The sequence below is a fragment of the Staphylococcus sp. HMSC061G12 genome, from assembly GCF_001838465.1.
GTDB classification, from domain to species: domain Bacteria; phylum Bacillota; class Bacilli; order Staphylococcales; family Staphylococcaceae; genus Staphylococcus; species Staphylococcus simulans.
Window position 1 is genome coordinate 17,910 of record NZ_KV837027.1, and the last position, 20,930, is coordinate 38,839.

The window sequence follows — 20,930 nt, forward strand, 5'->3', positions numbered from 1 at the left end:
TCTTAATGTAAATAATAAAGATTTCGGCTTTGGACATCAAAATATATAATTAAACAAGATAGGATATAACGTGACGATGTTTTATTTTTCATGCTGGCAGATATGGTATAGTATTAAAGTTAACACTGTGAAAGGTGACGAAAGCGATGAAAATAAATGAGTTTATTGTGGTAGAAGGCCGCGATGATACAGAGCGTGTTAAACGTGCAGTAGAGTGCGATACGATAGAAACAAATGGCAGTGCCATTAATGCAGAAACGTTAGATGTGATTCGATATGCGCAAGAAACAAGAGGTGTAATTGTTTTAACAGACCCAGATTTCCCGGGTGATAAAATTCGAAATACGATTCGTGATCATGTACCAGGTGTGAAACATGCGTATATTGACCGTGAACAAGCGAAAAATAAACGTGGTAAAATCGGGGTGGAACATGCCTCATTTGAAGCCATCAGAGAAGCGTTAATGCATGTATCTTCGCCCTTTGAAGAAGGCATGGAATCTATCAGCAAAGCTGTTTTGATTGATTTAGGTTTAATTGTCGGGCCTGATGCGCGTCATAAACGAGAAGTATTAGGGCGTAAATTACATATTGGTCATTCCAACGGCAAACAACTTTTAAAGAAATTAAATGCGTTTGGTTATACAGAAGCAGATGTCAGAGCTGCTTTGAATGAAGATAAAGGAAGTGAAACGTAAGTGATGAAAAAAGATATAGCAACACCGACACGTACGCGTGCCTTGTTAGATAAATATCAATTCGATTTTAAGAAGAGTTTAGGTCAAAACTTCTTAATTGATGTGAATATTATTCATAAAATTATCGAAGCGAGCAACATTGACGAAACAACGGGTGTTATTGAAGTCGGTCCTGGTATGGGGTCTTTAACAGAACAATTAGCGAAACATGCGAAAAAAGTCGTAGCATTTGAAATTGACCAACGCTTGATTCCTGTTTTAGATGATACTTTGTCAGATTATGACAATGTGACTGTGATTAATGAAGACATTTTAAAAGCAAATGTGGTAAAAGCAGTGCAAACACATTTTTCAGACTGCGATAAGATTATGGTCGTTGCGAACTTACCGTATTATATAACGACACCTATTTTATTGAACTTGATGTCTCAGTCTTTACCGATTGATGGCTATGTGGTGATGATGCAGAAAGAAGTTGGAGAACGTTTAAATGCGGCTGTCGGCACAAAAGCTTATGGTTCATTATCGATTGTGGCGCAGTATTATACTGAAACATCTAAAGTACTGACTGTGCCTAAAACAGTCTTTATGCCACCTCCGAATGTAGATTCGATTGTGGTTAAACTGATGAAACGTACTGAACCGATTGTCTCTGTAGACGATGAAGATCGCTTCTTTAAAATGACAAAAGCAGCATTCAGCCAACGTCGAAAAACCATCGCAAATAATTATCAAAGCTTATTTTTCGATGGTAAAAAACTGAAAGACAAGATTAAAACTTGGCTAGATGAGAGTGGAATTGATCCAAGACGTCGTGGAGAAACATTATCTATTAAAGAATTTGCGAATTTGTACACTAACTTGAAAAATTTCCCGGAATTAGAGTTTTAAAATATTGACATGCTGCCCGTCGATTGTTAAAATTTAAATTTTATTTGACTGAATCGCTATAAATGTGTTATAATACAATTCGTAGCGAGGTGGAGCAATATGCCAAAATCAATTTGGGAAATCAAAAATGCACTTGAGTGTCATTTAGGAAACCGTATTGTACTTAAAGCAAATGGTGGTCGTAAAAAAACAATCGAACGTTGCGGCGTGTTATCAGAAACATATCCAGCGGTATTCGTTGTTGAATTAGACCAAGATAAACACAACTTTGAACGTGTATCTTATACATACACTGATGTGTTGACAGAAAATGTCCAAGTTTCGTTTGTGGATGAAAATCACCAGGATGCAGTTGCACACTAGAATATCATAACATTGAAGCTATATGCTTCGTATAAAAAAGAGGAATCCTGATTCAGGATTCCTCTTTTTATTTTGCTTTATTTTAAGTTTGAGGATTTTCAGATCTCAAAGGTCTTCTGAATACTTGAACAGATTGTGCCAGTCATTATACAGAGTTTTAAGTTTGTGGTAGTGGTTTTGCTATTTGCTGTGTAATGGTGCGGATTGCTTTGTGAATCGAAAATTGGAATTCCTATGTTAAATTTTCAATTTGTATGCATAGGTATGAAGTTGAGTAACAGCAAGTATCTCTTTACGAAGCGTGAATATAAAACATCTTCGCAACTTAGTTAAAACTTTTTCATTTTCATAACATTAAGCACTGTGATATATGGTAATGTTCGTGTTATAATAACACTAATGCAAATGATGAACGTCATTTTAATGCTGTGAAAGAAGAGGGAACCTCTCTCGTCGCCTGATAGGCGAAGCAGACATTTCTGAACTAAAGCAAATTTAACAGTAAAGGTGGGCGGTAAGATGATATATGAAAAGGCACCTGCCAAAATTAACTTCACTTTAGATGCACTTTATAAAAGAAATGATGGGTTTCATGAAGTTGAAATGGTAATGACAACGGTGGACTTGAATGACCGCGTTACTGTTGAAAAGCGTGAAGATCAACGTGTTGTTGTACAAGTGGATTATAATTTTGTGCCTGAAAACGCGAAGAATTTAGCGTATAAAGCAGCAATGCTGATGAAAGAAACATATCAAATCCAACAAGGTGTGACGATTGTGCTGGAAAAGGAAATCCCAGTGTCAGCAGGCCTTGGCGGTGGTTCTGCTGATGCGGCAGCCACAATGCGTGCAATGAATCGGTTATTTGAACTTGGTTTGTCCTTAGATGATTTAAGTCGTTTGGCAAGTCAGGTCGGTTCCGATGTGCCTTTTTGTATTTACAGCAAAACAGCGGTATGTACAGGACATGGTGAAAAAGTACGCTTGTTGAAACGCCCACCGAAAGCTTGGGTAGTCATCGCAAAGCCGAACGTCGGCATTTCAACACCTTGTGTGTTTCAAGCGTTGCGTATTGAAGAAACACCGCAGCAAGCGACACAATCAGATGCATGTATCAAAGCAATTGAAGACGGAGATTATAAGCAAATCTGTGCGTCGTTATCTAATAGCTTAGAAGCGATTTCCATGGACATGCATCCAGACATTCAAAAGCTGAAACAAAATATGCTTAACAGCGGTGCAGATGGCGCGTTGATGAGCGGCAGCGGCCCGACGGTATATAGCTTAGCGAAACATTATAAGCAAGCACAAAACATATATAACGCGGTTCACGGGTGCTGTAACGAGGTTTATTTAGTCAGATTACTAGGTTAAGAAAGGAAGGATTCTCTTGCGTTATAAACGAAGCGAACGCATTGTGTATATGACTCATTATTTGATGAGCCATCCAAACAAGTTGATACCATTGACGCATTTTGTGAAGAAATTTAAACAAGCGAAATCATCAATCAGTGAGGACATCCACATTGTTCGCGAAACCTTGCATAAAGAAAAGCTGGGTACAGTGATTACGACTGCAGGTGCAAGCGGTGGTGTGACATATCGTCCGACAATGAGCAAAGAAGAAGCAGAACAAGTGATTGATGAAGTGATTGTACATCTTCAAGAAAAAGAGCGCTTATTGCCAGGTGGATATTTATTCCTATCCGACTTGATGGGCAATCCAGAATTGTTGAATAAAGTTGGACGTTTGATTGCGACAATTTATATGGATGAAGACTTAGATGCGATTGTGACGATTGCGACAAAAGGGATATCTCTTGCCAATGCCGTAGCAAATGTATTAAATTTACCAGTAGTTGTTATTCGAAAGGATAATAAAGTAACTGAGGGTTCTACAGTCTCTATCAACTATGTATCGGGTTCTTCGCGCAAGATCGAAACAATGGTCTTGTCGAAACGCACATTAAAAGAAAATTCGAATGTATTAATTGTCGATGACTTTATGCGCGCGGGCGGCTCGATAAATGGCGTGATGAATTTAATGAATGAGTTTAAAGCGCATGTCAAGGGGGTATCAGTACTTGTAGAATCTAAAGAAGTCAAACAAAGATTGATTGAAGATTATACTTCCTTGGTAAGACTGTCTGATGTAGATGAATACAATCAGGACTTTAAAGTCGAACAAGGCAATGTTTTATCTAAATTCTCATAAAGGAGCGGTCAACAACATGAAGACGATTCACAGTAATAAAGCGCCTGAAGCTTTAGGCCCTTATTCACACGCAGTTGTCGTGAATGATTTGGTTTACACTTCAGGACAGATTCCACTAAATGAATTTAATGAACTTGTCAGTGATGAAGTACAGGTACAAACGCGTCAAGTACTTGAAAACCTTAAAGCGGTTTTACAAGAAGCGGGTGCCGATATGGATTCAGTGATTAAAGCAAATATCTTTATTAAAGATATGAACGATTTCCAAGAAATCAACGAAGTTTACGGCTTATACTTCGATGCGCATAAACCAGCAAGAAGCTGTGTGGAAGTTGCGCGTCTGCCAAAAGACGTAAAAGTTGAGATTGAGGTTATCGCTCAAGTTAAAGGAAAATAATTTTTAATTAAATATTGTAAGCTTCTATAAGACAATAGAGAGATATACTAGGGGGGCTCACTACATGAAAGTGACAGATGTAAGACTTAGAAAAATACAAACTGATGGAAGAATGAAAGCACTAGTGTCAATCACACTAGACGACGCATTCGTAGTCCATGATTTGCGTGTAATTGAAGGCAACTCAGGTCTATTCGTCGCAATGCCGAGCAAACGCACACCAGATGGTGAATTCCGTGACATCGCGCATCCGATTAATTCAGATATGAGACAAGAAATTCAAGATGCAGTGATGAAAGTATATGATGAAACTGATGAAGTCATTCCAGATAAGAATGCGAAACCATCAGAATCAGAAGATAATGATAACGAAGAAGCTTAATTAAAAGCTTAAAGATAGAAATGTAACTTTTAAACCCTCGGTCATGTGATCGAGGGTTTTTTATACCATTTGATGGGCTGGATAACTTGAATGCACGAGTCTTTTTTATCACCAAACAATATTGTGTAAAATATTAAAAAGATATGCTATGATAAAACGGACTTGTTCAGCTTATCTCCTCAAACGGATGTAAGGGTGAGTCTTGAAAGTGCAACTTACCTTAATTTATAATAATAACGAAGTGTAAAATTATTGGAGGGTTCGCAGTCATGCAGAGATATGCGGTAGTATTAGCAGCTGGTAAAGGTACCAGAATGAAATCGAAACTTTACAAAGTGCTACATAAAGTAGCGGGCAAAAGTATGATTGAGCATGTGGTCGATAGCGTGAAACAAGCAGGAACAGATGAAATTGTCACAATCGTCGGACACGGTGCTGAAAGTGTGAAAGAAACTTTAGGAAGTCAATCATCTTATAGCTTCCAAGAGGAACAATTAGGTACAGCGCACGCTGTGAAAATGGCAGCTGATGAATTGAAAGGTAAAGAAGGCACAACGTTGGTCGTGTGCGGCGATACTCCGCTTATCACACCTGAAACATTAAAAGCTTTGGCAGATTACCATGAAGCACAACAAGCAGGTGTTACAGTGCTGTCTGCGACAGCTGACAATCCATTCGGATATGGTCGTATTGTCAGAGATCAAGATGGCCGTTTGGCTAAAATTGTAGAACAAAAAGATGCGACAGAAGCTGAACGCGAAATCGATGAAATCAGTACAGGTATTTTCGCATTCGATAATGTTTTATTATTCGAGTTATTAGAAAAAGTTAAAAACGATAATGCACAAGGTGAATATTATTTACCAGATGTCATTACGTTAGCGCTTGAAGCGGGTAAAATCGCAGACGCTTATCGTACAGATGACTTTGATGAAATTATGGGAGTGAACGACCGTGTTGCGTTAAGTAAAGCAGAAGCGGCTTATCGTGAACGTGTGAATGAGTATCATATGCGTAATGGTGTCACTTTAATTGATCCAGCTTCAACGTATATTGAAGCCGATGTACAAATTGGTATGGATACAATTATTGAACCAGGTGTGCATTTAGGTAAAGGCACTGTCATCGGTGAAGATACAGTTATCGGTCAATACTCAGATGTTAATAACAGTACTATCGGTAATCGTACGACAATTAAACAATCAGTCGTCAATGATGCGACAGTTGGCGATGATACAACAGTAGGTCCATTCGCACAATTAAGACCAAACGCACATTTAGGTAATGAAGTGAAAGTCGGCAACTTTGTCGAAGTGAAGAAAGCAGAACTTAAAGATGGTGCGAAAGTATCGCACTTAAGTTACATCGGAGATGCTGAAATCGGCGAACGTACGAATGTCGGTTGTGGTTCGATTACAGTCAATTACGATGGTAAAAATAAATTTAAAACAATTATCGGAAAAGATTCATTTATCGGTTGCAACACAAATCTGGTTGCACCTGTAACAGTCGGTGATGGTGTCTTAATCGCCGCTGGCTCAACGATTACAGACGATATTCCAAATGACAGTTTAGCCCTTGCACGCGCAAGACAAACAACAAAACCAGGCTATTTAAATAAAAATAACGACTAACAACTATTGATGTATCTTGTCCAATTCAGTAAAATTAAATAGGATGTTATGTATCAGTTCGACCTGAACGACGCATGAATGCAAATAAATGGAGGACTATAAATGTTAGCTAATGAATATAAAAATTCATCTTTAAAGATTTTCTCGTTGAAAGGAAATGAGCCGCTTGCACGTGAAGTAGCGGATAACATTGGAATTGAATTAGGGAAATGTTCGGTAAAACGTTTCAGTGACGGCGAAATCCAAATCAATATTGAAGAAAGTATCCGAGGTTGCGACGTCTTCATTATCCAACCTACATCTTATCCGGTTAACGTACATTTAATGGAATTGTTGATTATGATAGATGCATGTAAACGTGCTTCTGCGGCAACAATTAACATTGTGGTTCCTTATTATGGTTATGCACGTCAAGACCGTAAAGCACGCAGCCGTGAGCCGATTACTGCGAAATTAGTTGCTAACTTGATTCAAGTAGCAGGCGCAGACCGTATGATCGCTTTAGACTTGCACGCACCACAAATTCAAGGATTCTTCGATATTCCAATCGATCACTTAATGGGTGTACCGATTCTTGCGGAATACTTCAAGAGCAATCCTGATATCGACCCAGAAGAAACAGTTGTGGTTTCACCAGACCACGGCGGCGTGACACGCGCACGTAAATTAGCAGACATTTTGAAAACACCAATCGCAATTATCGACAAACGTCGTCCAAAACCAAACGTTGCAGAAGTTATGAATATCGTAGGTGATATTGATGGACGTACTGCAATTATTATTGACGACATTATCGATACAGCTGGAACAATCACATTAGCAGCACAAGCGTTGAAAGACAAAGGTGCTAAAGAAGTTTATGCTTGTTGTTCACACGCTGTACTTTCTGGACCAGCGAAAGAACGTATTGAAAACTCAGCAATCAAAGAATTGATTGTGACAAACTCAATCCGCCTTGACGATGGTCGCAAACCAGAAAACACAACTGAATTATCAATTGCTGGATTAATTGCTCAAGCAATCGTTCGTGTTTACGAAAGAGAATCAGTGAGTGTATTATTCGACTAATGATTAAAACTGCAGTCTTTGGCTGCAGTTTTTTCATTTTCAAGGTATTAAATCAAATGAGCAGTTGACGTAATTTGTAAAAATGTGTATAATAATTCCGTTCGTGACTTTCTGTAACGAACATATCAAACACTTGCAAGCGGTCAAACAACCGATGGGCAAGTGCCGGAGAGATTGACTATTGAACGCTTATTATAAGCAACGATCTGATATCTCATATACGAAAGGTGGAAAAAGGAAATGGCTTCATTAAAGTCTATTATCCGTCAAGGTAAACAAAGACGTTCTGATTTAACAGCAATCAGAAACTCAGGTAAAGTACCAGCAGTTATGTATGGTTACGGTCAAAAAAACGTATCAGTTAAAGTTGATGAAGTAGAATTCATCAAAGTTATCCGTGAAGTTGGACGTAACGGTGTTATTGACTTAGGTGTAGGTTCTAAAACAATCAAAGTAATGGTAGCTGACTACCAATACGACCCACTTAAAAACCAAGTTACACACATCGACTTCTTAGCAATCAACATGACTGAAGAACGTACTGTTGAAGTACCTGTACACTTAGTTGGTGAAGCAGTAGGCGCTAAAGAAGGCGGCGTAGTTGACCAACCATTATTCTACGTTGAAGTTACTGCAACTCCAGACAACATTCCTGAATATCTTGAAGCAGATATCACTGAATTAGAAATCGGTGACACTATCGCAGTTCAAGACTTGAAAGTAACAGGCGACTTCACAATCGAAAACGATCCTGAAGATACAGTTGTAACTGTAACACCTCCAACTCAAGGACCAAGCGAAGAAGAAATCCAAGAAGTTGAAGCAGGCGACGCTGATACTCCAGAACCAGAAGTTGTTGGAGAAAACAAAGAAGACGAAGAAGAAGAATAATTTTTTCTTATATTTGTGCCGTTCACATTTTTGTGTGATCGGCTTTTTTTATTGCGTCATATTACATGCTTTACGTGTCAGGGTTTATCCTGATTTGTGTTAATATAGGGAATAAAGCGATACATAGACATCGGTGTAGATGACCGATGCCAAATCAAAAGAAAAGAAGAGATGGAGGCAGAAAAGCATGAAGTGTATTGTCGGATTAGGCAATATTGGTAAACGATTTGAACAAACCAGACATAATATCGGGTTTGAAGTAATAGATTATTTATTAGAATCTAATCAATTAAAGTTAGATAAACAAAAATTCCGTGGCGCATATACGATTGAACGTGTCGCAGGTGACAAAGTATTATTCATTGAACCGATGACTTTGATGAACTTATCAGGAGAAGCTGTCGGTCCGTTAATGGATTACTATAATGTAGATGTTGAAGACTTATTAGTGCTCTATGATGATTTGGATTTAGCACAAGGACAAGTCCGTTTACGTCAAAAGGGCAGTGCCGGCGGTCATAATGGTATGAAATCGATTATTCAACATCTTGGTACAGATCAATTCAAACGTATCCGTATCGGTATCGGAAGACCGACCAACGGTATGTCTGTACCAGATTATGTCTTACAGAAATTCTCAAAACAAGAAATGGAAACAATGCAAAAAGTAATAGAACATTCTGCACATGCGGTGGAAGATTTTATCGCGAGTTCGCGTTTCGACCATGTGATGAATGAATATAATGGTGAGGCTAAGTGAAATCAATAATTACAGATTATTTAAATAAAGATAAACGATATGAAGAGTTAAACGATGTATTTGGACATGAAAATGTCTTAGTCACTGGCTTATCCGGTGTAGCGAAAGCGACAGTAATGGCAGAAAAATATCTGTCTTCAAATCGCCCGATGGTCGTGGTGACAAATAACTTATACCAAGCAGATAAATTAGAAGCAGACTTACAACAGTATATCGAAGCAGAAGACATATACAAATATCCGCTTCAAGACATCATGACTGAAGAATTCTCCACACAAAGTCCGCAGTTGATGAGCGAACGTGTGCGCACCCTTACTGCCTTAGCACAAGGCCAGCGAGGGTTCTTTATCATACCTTTGAACGGCCTAAAAAAACTACAGACGCCTGTAGAGATGTGGCAAAACCACCAAATCACTTTGAAAGTCGGAGATGACATTGATGTCGATGCATTCTTCAACAAACTCGTTAATATGGGTTATCGCAGAGAAAGTGTCGTGTCACATATCGGTGAATTCTCAGTTCGTGGGGGCATCATTGACATTTATCCATTGATTGGTGAACCTGTACGTATTGAACTCTTCGATACTGAAGTGGATTCAATACGTCAATTTGATGTGGAAAGCCAACGTTCAGAAGCAAACCAAGACGATGTTCATATCACTTCAGCAAGTGACTATATCATCACAGAGGACGTCTTGAAACGTATTAAAACAGAACTTAAAACGGCTTATGAAACAACACGTCCTAAAATTGAAAAAGCTGTACGTCAAGATGTCAAAGATACGTATGAAAGCTTCTTACAATTTGATACGAACTTTATTGACCACCAAGTGATTCGTAGATTGGTCGCTTTTATGTACGAACAACCTGCGACACTGGTCGATTACATCAGTAATAATGCGATCATTGTTGTTGATGAATATAACCGTGTCAAAGATACAGAAGAAACATTGATGTCTGAAGTCAATGACTTTATGCAGCAGTTGATTGAAAGCGGTAAAGGGTTTATCGGTCAATATTTCTTAGACGATGATGCCTTTGAAAACTTGATTAAAACACGTAACATCACTTATTTCACACTGTTTACCGCAAGTATGCCAGTGAAATTAGATCACATTATCAAATTCTCAAGTAAACCTGTGCAACAATTCTATGGCCAATATGACATTATGCGTTCTGAATTCCAACGTTATATCAATAACGGTTATACGGTTGTGGTACTAGTCGAAACAGAAACGAAAAAAGAACGTGTCAAAGCCATGATGAATGAAATGCATATTCCGATTGTAGAAGCGGGTGCGAGTGCGAATATTCAAGGTGGACACGCAGTTATTGTCGAAGGCAGTCTATCTGAAGGCTTTGAGTTGCCTTATATGTCGCTTGCGGTCGTGACAGAACGCGAGTTGTTTAAATCTAAACAAAAAAAGGCGAAGAAACGTACACCGACGATGACCAACGCAGAACGCATCAAATCTTATCAAGACTTGAAAGTCGGCGATTATGTTGTTCATGTGCACCATGGTGTAGGGCGTTATTTAGGCGTTGAAACGCTTGAAGTCGGTGATGTACACCGAGACTATATTAAAATTCAATACAAGGGAACAGACCAACTCTTTGTGCCAGTTGATCAAATGGATCAAGTTCAAAAATATGTGGCATCAGAAGATAAAACGCCTAAATTAAATAAACTTGGCGGTACAGAGTGGAAGAAAACCAAAGCCAAAGTTCAACAGAGTGTTGAAGATATTGCGGATGAACTTATTGAACTGTATCGTGAGCGTGAGATGGCAGAAGGGCATCAATTCGGACCGGATACAGAACAACAACACGAATTCGAAATGGACTTCCCTTATGATTTAACAGCGGACCAAGCCAAATCTATTGATGAAATCAAAGAAGACATGGAGAAAGAACGTCCAATGGACCGCTTGTTATGTGGTGATGTCGGTTACGGTAAAACCGAAGTGGCATTACGTGCAGCTTTCAAAGCAGTCATGGAAGGGAAACAAGTCGCTTTCTTAGTACCAACGACTATTCTAGCGCAACAGCACTATGAAACGTTGTTGGAACGTATGCAAGATTTCCCGGTAAATATTCAATTGATGAGCCGCTTCCGTACACCTAAAGAAATCAAAGAAACGAAACAAGGTTTAAAAGACGGTACCATCGACATCGTGGTGGGTACACATAAATTACTCGCAAAAGATGTGAAGTATAAAGATTTAGGTCTATTAGTTGTCGATGAAGAACAACGCTTTGGTGTTCGTCATAAAGAACGAATTAAAACACTGAAAACGAATGTGGATGTTTTAACTTTAACAGCTACACCGATCCCAAGAACACTCCATATGAGTATGTTAGGGGTACGTGACCTGTCTGTGATTGAAACACCACCAGAAAACCGCTTCCCAGTCCAAACTTACGTGTTAGAACAAAACACGAACTTTATCAAAGAAGCTTTGGAGCGTGAACTTGCGCGTGGCGGTCAAGCGTTCTATCTATACAACCGTGTACAATCCATCTACGAAAAGAGAGAACAGCTTCAAATGTTGATGCCAGATGCGACCATTGGAGTGGCACATGGCCGTATGACAGAACGTGAACTAGAAGATACGATGATTGGTTTCGTCAATGGCGAATACGATATTTTAGTGACGACGACAATTATTGAAACAGGTGTCGATGTGCCGAATGCGAACACGTTGATTATTGAAGAAGCAGATCGCTTCGGTCTGAGCCAACTCTATCAATTGCGTGGACGTGTGGGTCGTTCTTCTCGTGTCGGTTATGCTTACTTCTTACATCCGACAAACAAAGTATTGTCAGAAACTGCAGAAGAACGCCTGCAAGCGATCAAAGAATTTACTGAACTCGGCAGTGGTTTCAAAATAGCGATGCGTGACTTGAATATCCGTGGTGCCGGTAATTTATTAGGGAAACAACAACACGGCTTTATCGATTCTGTCGGCTTCGACTTGTATTCACAAATGCTTGAAGAAGCGGTTAATGAAAAACGTGGTATTAAACAAGAAAGTGAAACACCAGAAATTGAAATTGAATTGAATATTGATGCGTACTTGCCGACATCTTATATACCGAATGAACAATCGAAAATTGAAATCTATAAGAAATTACGTCAGATTGAAACTGAAAATGAGTTAATGGATATCAAAGATGAACTTATCGACCGCTTCAACGATTATCCGGTTGAAGTAGAACGTCTATTAGACATCGTTGAAATCCGTATTCATGCCCTACATGTCGGCGTAACGCGAATTAAAGATACAGGCAAAGCGATTGAAATTTATCTATCTGAAAAAGGAACAGAAGATATCAATGGTGAAGCACTCTTTAAACAGACGTTGCCGCTTGGCAGAGATATGAAAGTTGGTGTGTCTGAAGGTGCGATGACTGTGACACTTATGAAAAATAAAAAAGCAGGTGCGTGGTTTGACCGCTTGAAATTCTTGATGAAAGCTTTAGAAGAAAGTATGGTCATTCCAGATGAAGCGTAAATCAGCCTTCAGCGGTGTCGTCATTCTGACTTTGGCGTTAGTGATGGTCAAAATACTGAGTGCGATATATCGTGTTCCATACCAAAACGTACTCGGTGATGCGGGGCTATATGCGTACCAACAAGTATATCCATTTTTGTCGCTTGCGACGATTTTATCGATGAATGCGATACCGAGTGCTGTGACGCAAAACTTCGGTGCACATTGGACGCATCGTAAAATCAGTCATGTCATGATTGGTATACAAGGTGTATGTTTCATCTTATTTGCGTTGATCTTCATTTTGGCACCTGTCATTGCTCATCTGATGGGTGATATGCATCTGACACCGATGATCCGTATGGCGAGTTGCAGCTTCTTGGTCGTCGGTTGTTTAGGTGTCTTGCGTGGCAGTTTCCAATCACGTCAACAAATGGATGCGCCGGCTTTTTCACAAGTCATTGAACAAATTGTGCGTGTCGGTATTATCTTGGTGTTGATTGTAGTGTTTGTTCAGTTGGATTGGTCGATTTATCGAGTAGGAACTTGGGCCATCTTAGCTTCAGCTTTAGGCTTCTTAGCGGCTACTATCTTCTTAAGTGTGAAACGACCGTTTCAATTTGAGTTTGCCTTGCGTGAAGATGAGATGACTAAAGTCGTATGGCAACGTTTGACTGCAGCGATTATTATCTTTTCAGCGAGTCACCTTATTGTGACGACATGGCAATTGATGGACAGTTTCTCAGTGATTCGCACCTTGCAGTATTATGGCTTATCGTTTAAAGAAGCGATTGTGCAAAAAGGGATTTATGACCGTGGCGCATCTTTTATTCAAATCGGTTTGATTGTGACGACAACATTTTGTTTTGTGTTGATTCCTTTATTAACCAATGCGTTTGCGGAACAACGCTTTGAACGTATGAACCGATATGCGGATGCGACGTTGAAGATTACGATGACCATCAGTGTTGCGGCGGGCGCAGGATTAATGAATTTATTGCCTTTAATGAACCGTGTGTTCTTTAAAAATGATGTCTTAACCGCTACGCTCGTTATTTATATGTTGACGGTCATTTGTGTTTCGTTGATTATGGTGAATATTGCTTTGTTAGAAGTACGCAGACAATCTCGTTTGATTCTGATTGCTTTCGGCTTAGGTGCAGTTATAAAATTAATAATGAATTTTGTATTGATTCCGAACATCGGTATTATCGGGGCAAGTGTCAGTACGGTACTGTCATTATGTTTGTTTGCGTTTATCTTGCAGTGGCGAACGTTACAATTCTATCGCTTGCGTCACATGCGTAATTTTGTCTCGAAGCTGCTTGTGACAGTTGTTGCGATGACTGCGGCAGTACAGCTGATTATGTGGATGACACCGACAGAAGGGCGTTTAACAGGCATGGTAGAATTACTGCTTGCGGCGCTCGTTGGTGTTGCGGTAGTTATTATCGCGATTGCGACATTGAATTTATTAACTTATCGTGAATTGCAGCATATGCCGTTCGGAGATAAATTATACCGTTTGAAGAAAGGACGAAAATGATGAGTCATACCATTACAATTGTAGGTTTAGGCAACTATGGTTTAGATGAATTGCCTTTAGGGATTTACCGCTATTTGACCCAGCAAACTCATATTTATGCACGTACACTAGATCATCCTGTGGTTGAGGCGCTAAAAACAGAAGCACCGCAATTAGAGTGGTCAAGTTTTGACCCAGTATATGAAGCGCATGATGCGTTTGAAGCAGTGTACCAAGCGATTGTTGATCAATTAATTGAAGCGGCACAACAAGAAAATGTCGTTTATGTGGTACCAGGTCATCCGCGTGTGGCAGAAACGACAACAGCGTTGCTGACAGCCTATGCGCAGTCACATCCAGAGGTTGAAGTGAAAGTGCTTGGCGGTAAAAGTTTCATTGATGATGTGTTTGAAGCGGTACAAGTGGACCCAAATGAAGGCTTCACTTTACTAGATGGAACAGCTTTAAAAGCAGAACAGCTGAATATCCGTACGCATACGTTGATCACGCAAGTGTATAGCGCAATGACAGCAGGAGACTTAAAGCTGACATTGATGGAGCGTTATCCTGATGATTATAGCGTTTATATTGTAGATGGCGCCCGTAACACAGGAGCGACATTAATTGAGACGCCTCTATACGAATTAGATCGTCATGATATCTTCAGTAATTTAACAAGCGTCTTTATTCCGCGTATTGAAGATGAAACTTTAATGCATGGTGATTTTGATTATGCGGTTAAAGTGATTGATACGTTAGTAGATGATGACAAAGGTTGCCCTTGGGATAAAGTACAAACACACGAAACATTGAAACGTTATCTTTTAGAAGAGGCATTTGAACTATTTGAAGCCATCGATCATGAAGATGACTGGCATATGATTGAAGAACTGGGCGATATCTTGTTGCAGGTGCTGTTGCATGCGGCTATCGGCAAAAAAGAAGGTTATATTGATATTACTGAAGTGATTGAAAGTTTAAATGATAAAATGATTCGACGTCATCCGCATGTGTTTGCGGACGCAAAAGCAGAAAATATCGAAGACTTAAAAGATATTTGGTCAGAAGCAAAAGCGAAAGAAGGCAAAACGCCGCGTGTGAAATTTGAGAAAGTATTTGCAGACCATTTTATGACGTTGTATGATGAAGTCAAAAATAAAGACTATAGTGAAGCGGAATTAAAAGCTTTGTTGGAAAAGAAAGAAGGGGAATAACGTGAGATTAGACAAATATCTAAAAGTATCTCGTTTAATCAAACGCCGTACACTTGCGAAAGAAGTCAGTGACCAAGGCCGTGTTCAAGTGAATAACAACACAGCAAAAGCAGGTACGGATGTCAAAATCGGTGACGAAATCGTCATTCGTTTCGGACAACGTGTGATTACAATTCGTGTCACTGGATTAAGCGAACATGCGTCGAAAGAAAATGCGAAAGGCATGTATGAATTAGTGAAAGAAGAACGTATTAATGAGAATGACTAAGGAGTGACATACCATGGCTAGAAAAGTAGAGCATATGGAAAACAGGTATATCGAGAACGAAAATCGAAGAAAAAGACAGCGCGAAATGAAAAAGCGTGTGGTTAAACGTCGTATTATGCTCTTTGCGGGGATTTTACTCGCAATCATTATCGTCCTTTCTGTCATGGTTATCTCTCAAACAAGAAGCAATGCTGAAGATGCGCAGGAACGTAAAGTAAAAGAAGAAAAGTTCCAAAAACAGCAAGATGAAGAAATTGCTTTGAAAGAACAATTGAATAATTTGAATAACAAAGAGTATATAGAGAAAGTCGCACGTGACGATTATTATTTAAGTAATGATGGGGAAGTCATTTTTAAATTACCTGAAGAGAAGAAAAAAGAAGGAAAATAACGTCTAATGTGTTTTTAATGTAAGAAAAGTATAATATCTAACTGTTTTAACTGATATGCCATTGTTAAATTAGCACAACAAGCATATAATAGAGTTAAGTAAAATTGAAAGAAATCGGAGGATTTATTTAGGATATGTCAATCGAAGTAGGAAGCAAGCTTAAAGGGAAAGTCACTGGTATCAAAAAATTTGGTGCGTTTGTAGAATTGCCTGGAGGGAAAAGTGGCTTAGTTCACATCAGTGAAGTTGCAGACAATTATGTTGAAAATGTGGAAGATCACTTGTCTGTTGGAGATGAAGTAGAAGTTAAGGTACTATCTGTTGCTGACGACGGTAAAATCAGTCTTTCAATTAAAAAAGCGAAAGATCGTCCGAAAAGACAACATCATAGAGGCGGCCATGGTGGTCATGGCAAACCATCACATAACAAACCAGAAGACTTTGAAAAGAAATTAAGCAACTTCTTAAAAGATAGCGAAGAAAAAATGACGTCTATCAAACGCCAAGCTGAATCAAGACGCGGCGGAAGAGGTTCAAGACGATAATTCAACATAAAGCAGATGACTGTTTCGAAGGGAACAGTCTCTTTTATTTTTGTCTGAAATTTTATCCATGCGTATATTTCAAATAAGGACGAGGTGAGGATATGAATATTTATACAGAAGGCTGGTCTGAAAATGACCATCTTGCATTAGCGGTTTCCACAGGTGTCGACAGCATGGTATTATTACATATGTTGACCACACACTATCATCATACATATCGCCAACTGACCGTGCTACATGTCAACCACGGAATCAGATCGGCTTCTTTAGAAGAAGCAGCTTTCTTAGAAAGTTATTGCCAGCAACATCATATCCCGCTTCGCACCCACGAATTGGATTTATCCGCATTGACTAATAAAGGTAAGAGCATTCAACAAGATGCACGTCAAAAGCGCTACGCTTGGTTTGAGTCTGAAATGAAAGCATTAGGTGCTAGTGTTTTGTTGACAGCACATCACTTAGATGACCAGTTAGAGACGATTTTCTATCGTCTTATGACAGGACGGTCTACAAGAAGCAGACTTGGGATGCAGGAAGTAGAGGAGAGAAGCGGTTATCGCTTAGTCAGACCTTTACTGCATACCGATAAACAAGCTGTTAAAGCGTATCAAGCTGAGTATCTGGTGCCGTATTTCGAAGATGCGTCTAACCAAGATAATCATTATGTACGTAACGATATTCGTAATCGCATTTTTCCAGCCATAGATGCGAATGACCACTTAGATACTGCGCAGTTGTTAAAGTTGAAAGCTTGGCATGATGAGCAATTCGATTTATTGCATCAAGCAGCAGATGATTTTATTAAACAACATGTTACGCACGAGTCAGAAATGATTCAGGTAGACCGTACTGCATTCAATAGATTGTCGCATTCGTTAAAAACAATCGTGCTGGATCAATTGCTTGAGGCTTATGTATCAGGCGCCCCCATTTCTGAACAAGCGTATCAAGAATGGTTTGCGCAAATTGAAAATTCTCAATCTCAAGCGATAATTTATGCGACAGATAAATGGAATATTCAAATTGTGTATGATAAATTTATAATAATGGGTTGCACAAAAAACGAGACGACACCACAGCGGATTACACAACCAGGTTATTATGATTATGGTACATACCGCATTATAGTTCATGATGATATTGAGGGTTCGGACTTCCCAATGGTAATACGTTCGAGACAATCGGGAGATCGCTTCGTACTTCCAAACAAAGAAGGCCATCAGAAAGTCAACCGCTTAATGATCAATCGCAAAGTTCCTAAATTTGAACGTGAGCGATTGCCCATATTGCTTAATAAACAAGGGGAGATTATTGCAGTAGGTACGTTGTACACTGCGGCAGATTATGAAGGGAAATTAGAGATAATAAATTTAGGAGTGTAGCCGAAATGAAGGAAGATTTAAAAGAAATATTGATGACGGAAGATGAAATCCAGCAACTCTGCCGTGAACTGGGAGCAAAAATTACAGAAGATTATGCCGATAAAGACCTTGTTTGTGTAGGCATTTTAAAAGGTTCAGCAATGTTCATGTCAGATTTAATCAAACGCATCGATACACATTTAGCAATTGATTTTATGGATGTATCAAGCTATCACGGCGGTACAGAATCTACAGGAGAAGTTAAAATCTTAAAAGATTTAGGCAGCTCTATTGAGAATAAAGATGTATTAATCGTAGAAGATATTCTAGAAACGGGTACAACTTTGAAATCAATTACTGAACTATTGAAATCTCGTCGTGTGAATTCTTTAGAAATCGTCACATTGCTAGATAAACCAAACCGTCGTAAAGCAGATATCGAAGCAAAATATGTAGGCAGAAAAATCCCAGATGAATTCGTAGTCGGATACGGCTTGGATTATGCGGAATTTTACCGTAACTTGCCATACATCGGAACATTGAAACCAGAGATTTATCAAAAATAATCGACAAATGAATACTATAGTAGGCTTACTTTTTCTACAAAGTTGAAATACTAGCCATTAAAAGTTATATTGTGTTACAATTTTTGTTAGTTTTATTATTGGAGTAGGAGGAAAAAACGCATGCAGAAAGCTTTTCGCAATGTGCTTGTAATCGCAATCATTGGCGTTTTTATATTCGGTTTATTTTCCTGGCTGAATGGTAACGGCAATATGCCGAAACAACTATCATATACACAGTTCTTCGAAAAACTTGAAAAAGGCGATTTGAAATCAATCGAAGTTCAGCCTGAGCAGAACGTTTATATGATCACTGGAAAGACCAAGAACGGTGAAGATTATTCTTCAACGATGCTATATAATAACGAAAAAGACTTACAAAAAGTCACAGGTGAAGCACAAAAACAAAAAGATTTAAAATTTACAGTTAAAGAAGAAGAAAAACAAAGCGTATTTGTTAGTATTCTTTCAACATTGATTCCAGTATTGGTTATTGCTTTATTATTCATATTCTTCCTTAGTCAAGCGCAAGGCGGCGGAGGCGGCGGTCGTATGATGAACTTTGGTAAATCCAAAGCTAAAATGTACGACAACCAAAAACGTCGTGTACGTTTCTCTGACGTAGCCGGTGCAGACGAGGAAAAACAAGAATTAATCGAAATTGTCGACTTCTTAAAAGACAATAAGAAATTCAAAGATATGGGCTCAAGAATCCCTAAAGGGGTACTCTTAGTCGGTCCTCCAGGTACAGGTAAAACATTGCTTGCCCGTGCCGTAGCTGGTGAAGCAGGCGTGCCATTCTTCACAATCAGTGGTTCTGACTTCGTTGAAATGTTCGTCGGTGTCGGTGCCAGCCGTGTTCGTGATTTATTCGATAACGCGAAGAAAAACGCACCTTGTATCATCTTCATTGATGAGATTGACGCAGTAGGTCGTCAACGTGGTGCCGGTGTCGGTGGCGGTCACGATGAACGTGAACAAACATTGAACCAATTATTAGTTGAAATGGATGGCTTCGGCGAAAACGAAGGTATTATCATGATTGCGGCAACAAACCGTCCTGATATCCTTGACCCAGCGTTATTACGTCCAGGTCGTTTCGACAGACAAATCCAAGTCGGTCGTCCAGATGTTAAAGGCCGTGAAGCGATTCTATATGTACATGCCAGAAACAAACCATTAGATGAAACAGTAGACTTAAAAGCAGTTGCGCAAAGAACACCAGGTTTCTCTGGTGCCGATTTAGAAAACTTGCTGAACGAGGCTTCGTTAGTTGCAGTTCGTGACGGTAAGAAGAAAATCGACATGCGAGATATTGAAGAAGCAACAGACCGTGTTATCGCAGGTCCAGCTAAGAAATCTCGTGTTATTTCTGAGAAAGAACGTAATATCGTCGCGCACCATGAAGCAGGACATACAATTATCGGTATGGTGCTTGATGAAGCTGAAGTGGTACACAAAGTTACAATCGTACCGCGTGGACAAGCTGGCGGTTATGCGATGATGTTACCAAAACAAGATCGTTTCTTAATGACAGAGCCAGAATTGCTTGATAAGATTTGCGGCTTGCTCGGTGGTCGTGTATCTGAAGATATCAACTTCAATGAAGTGTCTACAGGTGCATCAAACGACTTCGAACGTGCAACACAAATTGCGCGCTCAATGGTAACTGAATACGGTATGAGTAAGAAACTCGGACCAATGCAGTTTACGAAGAGCGGCGGTCAAGTGTTCTTAGGTAAAGATATGCAAGGCGAACCAGAATACTCTGGTCAAATCGCTTATGAAATCGATAAAGAAGTACAACGTATCATCAAAGAACAATATGAACGTTGTAAACAAATCCTGCTTGAACATGAAGATCAACTTAAACTTATCGCTAAGACATTGTTGACAGAAGAAACATTAGTACGTGAACAAATCCATTCATTATTCTACGAAGGTAAATTACCTGAAGTGAACTATGATGAAGTGAAAGTTGTTAAACAAGATGATGAAGAGTTCCAAGAAGGTAAATTCGGTAAATCTTATGATGAAATCCTTGAAGAAGTCCGTGAAGAGGACAAGGAATATCAAGAAGAAGAGGCTGAAGTAGACGAGCAAGAAAAACGTCAAAAAGAATCAGAAGCATATCAAGAAACGAAACATTCTGATGAAGCAGCTGAAGATGACACACCACATGAAGCTAAAGACAAAGATGACTCTGACCCTCGAAATGATAAATAAGACGATTCTATTGTCTGAAACTAAATAATGTAGATTAAAATCTC

The 20,930-nt window shown here is 39.2% G+C and carries 20 protein-coding genes; all 20 read left to right on the forward strand.

What is annotated here, in order from left to right:
- Positions 1-146 precede the first annotated feature (146 nt).
- The 20 genes from rnmV (at position 147) to ftsH (ending at position 20,886) form a co-directional block, all read left to right on the forward strand.
- The gene (rnmV, locus tag HMPREF2937_RS02465; protein WP_057510605.1) at positions 147-698 is read left to right on the forward strand and encodes a ribonuclease M5; all 552 of its coding nucleotides are present in this window, start codon (positions 147-149) and stop codon (positions 696-698) included.
- 3 nt (positions 699-701) lie between these two features.
- Complete coding sequence (gene rsmA / locus HMPREF2937_RS02470) at positions 702-1,589, forward strand: 16S rRNA (adenine(1518)-N(6)/adenine(1519)-N(6))-dimethyltransferase RsmA (protein WP_070863984.1); 888 nt, start codon at positions 702-704, stop codon at positions 1,587-1,589.
- 99 nt (positions 1,590-1,688) lie between these two features.
- On the forward strand, positions 1,689-1,952 hold the full coding sequence (veg, locus tag HMPREF2937_RS02475; RefSeq protein WP_002481909.1) for a biofilm formation stimulator Veg: 264 nt from the start codon (positions 1,689-1,691) through the stop codon (positions 1,950-1,952).
- 519 nt (positions 1,953-2,471) lie between these two features.
- Positions 2,472-3,326 carry a 4-(cytidine 5'-diphospho)-2-C-methyl-D-erythritol kinase gene (ispE, locus tag HMPREF2937_RS02480; protein WP_023016276.1) on the forward strand — a complete coding sequence of 285 codons (855 nt, stop codon included), beginning with the start codon at positions 2,472-2,474 and terminating at the stop codon, positions 3,324-3,326.
- A 16-nt stretch (positions 3,327-3,342) separates the two neighbouring features.
- Positions 3,343-4,167, forward strand: coding sequence for a pur operon repressor (purR, locus tag HMPREF2937_RS02485; RefSeq protein WP_002481911.1), 825 nt, complete (start codon positions 3,343-3,345; stop codon positions 4,165-4,167).
- 16 nt (positions 4,168-4,183) lie between these two features.
- Positions 4,184-4,564, forward strand: a complete 381-nt coding sequence (locus HMPREF2937_RS02490) for a RidA family protein (RefSeq protein WP_002481912.1) — start codon at positions 4,184-4,186, stop codon at positions 4,562-4,564.
- Between the two features lie 64 nt (positions 4,565-4,628).
- Entirely contained in the window at positions 4,629-4,946 is a 318-nt protein-coding gene (spoVG, locus tag HMPREF2937_RS02495; RefSeq protein WP_002481913.1) for a septation regulator SpoVG, read from the forward strand.
- Between the two features lie 269 nt (positions 4,947-5,215).
- The gene (glmU, locus tag HMPREF2937_RS02500; RefSeq protein ID WP_002481914.1) at positions 5,216-6,580 is read left to right on the forward strand and encodes a bifunctional UDP-N-acetylglucosamine diphosphorylase/glucosamine-1-phosphate N-acetyltransferase GlmU; all 1,365 of its coding nucleotides are present in this window, start codon (positions 5,216-5,218) and stop codon (positions 6,578-6,580) included.
- Between the two features lie 102 nt (positions 6,581-6,682).
- On the forward strand, positions 6,683-7,648 hold the full coding sequence (locus tag HMPREF2937_RS02505) for a ribose-phosphate diphosphokinase (RefSeq protein WP_002481915.1): 966 nt from the start codon (positions 6,683-6,685) through the stop codon (positions 7,646-7,648).
- A gap of 240 nt (positions 7,649-7,888) precedes the next feature.
- The gene (locus HMPREF2937_RS02510; RefSeq protein ID WP_002481916.1) at positions 7,889-8,539 is read left to right on the forward strand and encodes a 50S ribosomal protein L25/general stress protein Ctc; all 651 of its coding nucleotides are present in this window, start codon (positions 7,889-7,891) and stop codon (positions 8,537-8,539) included.
- A gap of 187 nt (positions 8,540-8,726) precedes the next feature.
- Positions 8,727-9,299, forward strand: coding sequence for an aminoacyl-tRNA hydrolase (pth, locus tag HMPREF2937_RS02515; RefSeq protein ID WP_002481917.1), 573 nt, complete (start codon positions 8,727-8,729; stop codon positions 9,297-9,299).
- A gap of 5 nt (positions 9,300-9,304) precedes the next feature.
- Positions 9,305-12,814 carry a transcription-repair coupling factor gene (mfd, locus tag HMPREF2937_RS02520; RefSeq protein ID WP_373879072.1) on the forward strand — a complete coding sequence of 1,170 codons (3,510 nt, stop codon included), beginning with the start codon at positions 9,305-9,307 and terminating at the stop codon, positions 12,812-12,814.
- Positions 12,804-14,339, forward strand: coding sequence for a polysaccharide biosynthesis protein (locus HMPREF2937_RS02525; protein WP_023016274.1), 1,536 nt, complete (start codon positions 12,804-12,806; stop codon positions 14,337-14,339). The genes mfd and HMPREF2937_RS02525 overlap by 11 nt, the downstream gene beginning before the upstream one ends.
- Entirely contained in the window at positions 14,339-15,532 is a 1,194-nt protein-coding gene (locus HMPREF2937_RS02530; RefSeq protein ID WP_070863978.1) for a MazG nucleotide pyrophosphohydrolase domain-containing protein, read from the forward strand. The genes HMPREF2937_RS02525 and HMPREF2937_RS02530 overlap by 1 nt, the downstream gene beginning before the upstream one ends.
- Before the next feature lies 1 nt (position 15,533).
- Complete coding sequence (locus HMPREF2937_RS02535; protein WP_002481921.1) at positions 15,534-15,800, forward strand: RNA-binding S4 domain-containing protein; 267 nt, start codon at positions 15,534-15,536, stop codon at positions 15,798-15,800.
- Between the two features lie 13 nt (positions 15,801-15,813).
- Entirely contained in the window at positions 15,814-16,191 is a 378-nt protein-coding gene (locus HMPREF2937_RS02540; RefSeq protein ID WP_002481922.1) for an FtsB family cell division protein, read from the forward strand.
- Positions 16,192-16,325: 134 nt separating this feature from the next.
- On the forward strand, positions 16,326-16,736 hold the full coding sequence (locus HMPREF2937_RS02545; protein ID WP_002481923.1) for a S1 domain-containing RNA-binding protein: 411 nt from the start codon (positions 16,326-16,328) through the stop codon (positions 16,734-16,736).
- A gap of 101 nt (positions 16,737-16,837) precedes the next feature.
- The gene (gene tilS / locus HMPREF2937_RS02550; RefSeq protein WP_070863979.1) at positions 16,838-18,118 is read left to right on the forward strand and encodes a tRNA lysidine(34) synthetase TilS; all 1,281 of its coding nucleotides are present in this window, start codon (positions 16,838-16,840) and stop codon (positions 18,116-18,118) included.
- 5 nt (positions 18,119-18,123) lie between these two features.
- Entirely contained in the window at positions 18,124-18,663 is a 540-nt protein-coding gene (gene hpt, locus HMPREF2937_RS02555) for a hypoxanthine phosphoribosyltransferase (protein WP_002481925.1), read from the forward strand.
- A 120-nt stretch (positions 18,664-18,783) separates the two neighbouring features.
- A complete protein-coding gene (gene ftsH / locus HMPREF2937_RS02560; protein WP_070863980.1) occupies positions 18,784-20,886 on the forward strand; it encodes an ATP-dependent zinc metalloprotease FtsH in 2,103 nt (700 codons plus the stop codon).
- The last annotated feature ends 44 nt before the right edge of the window (positions 20,887-20,930 follow it).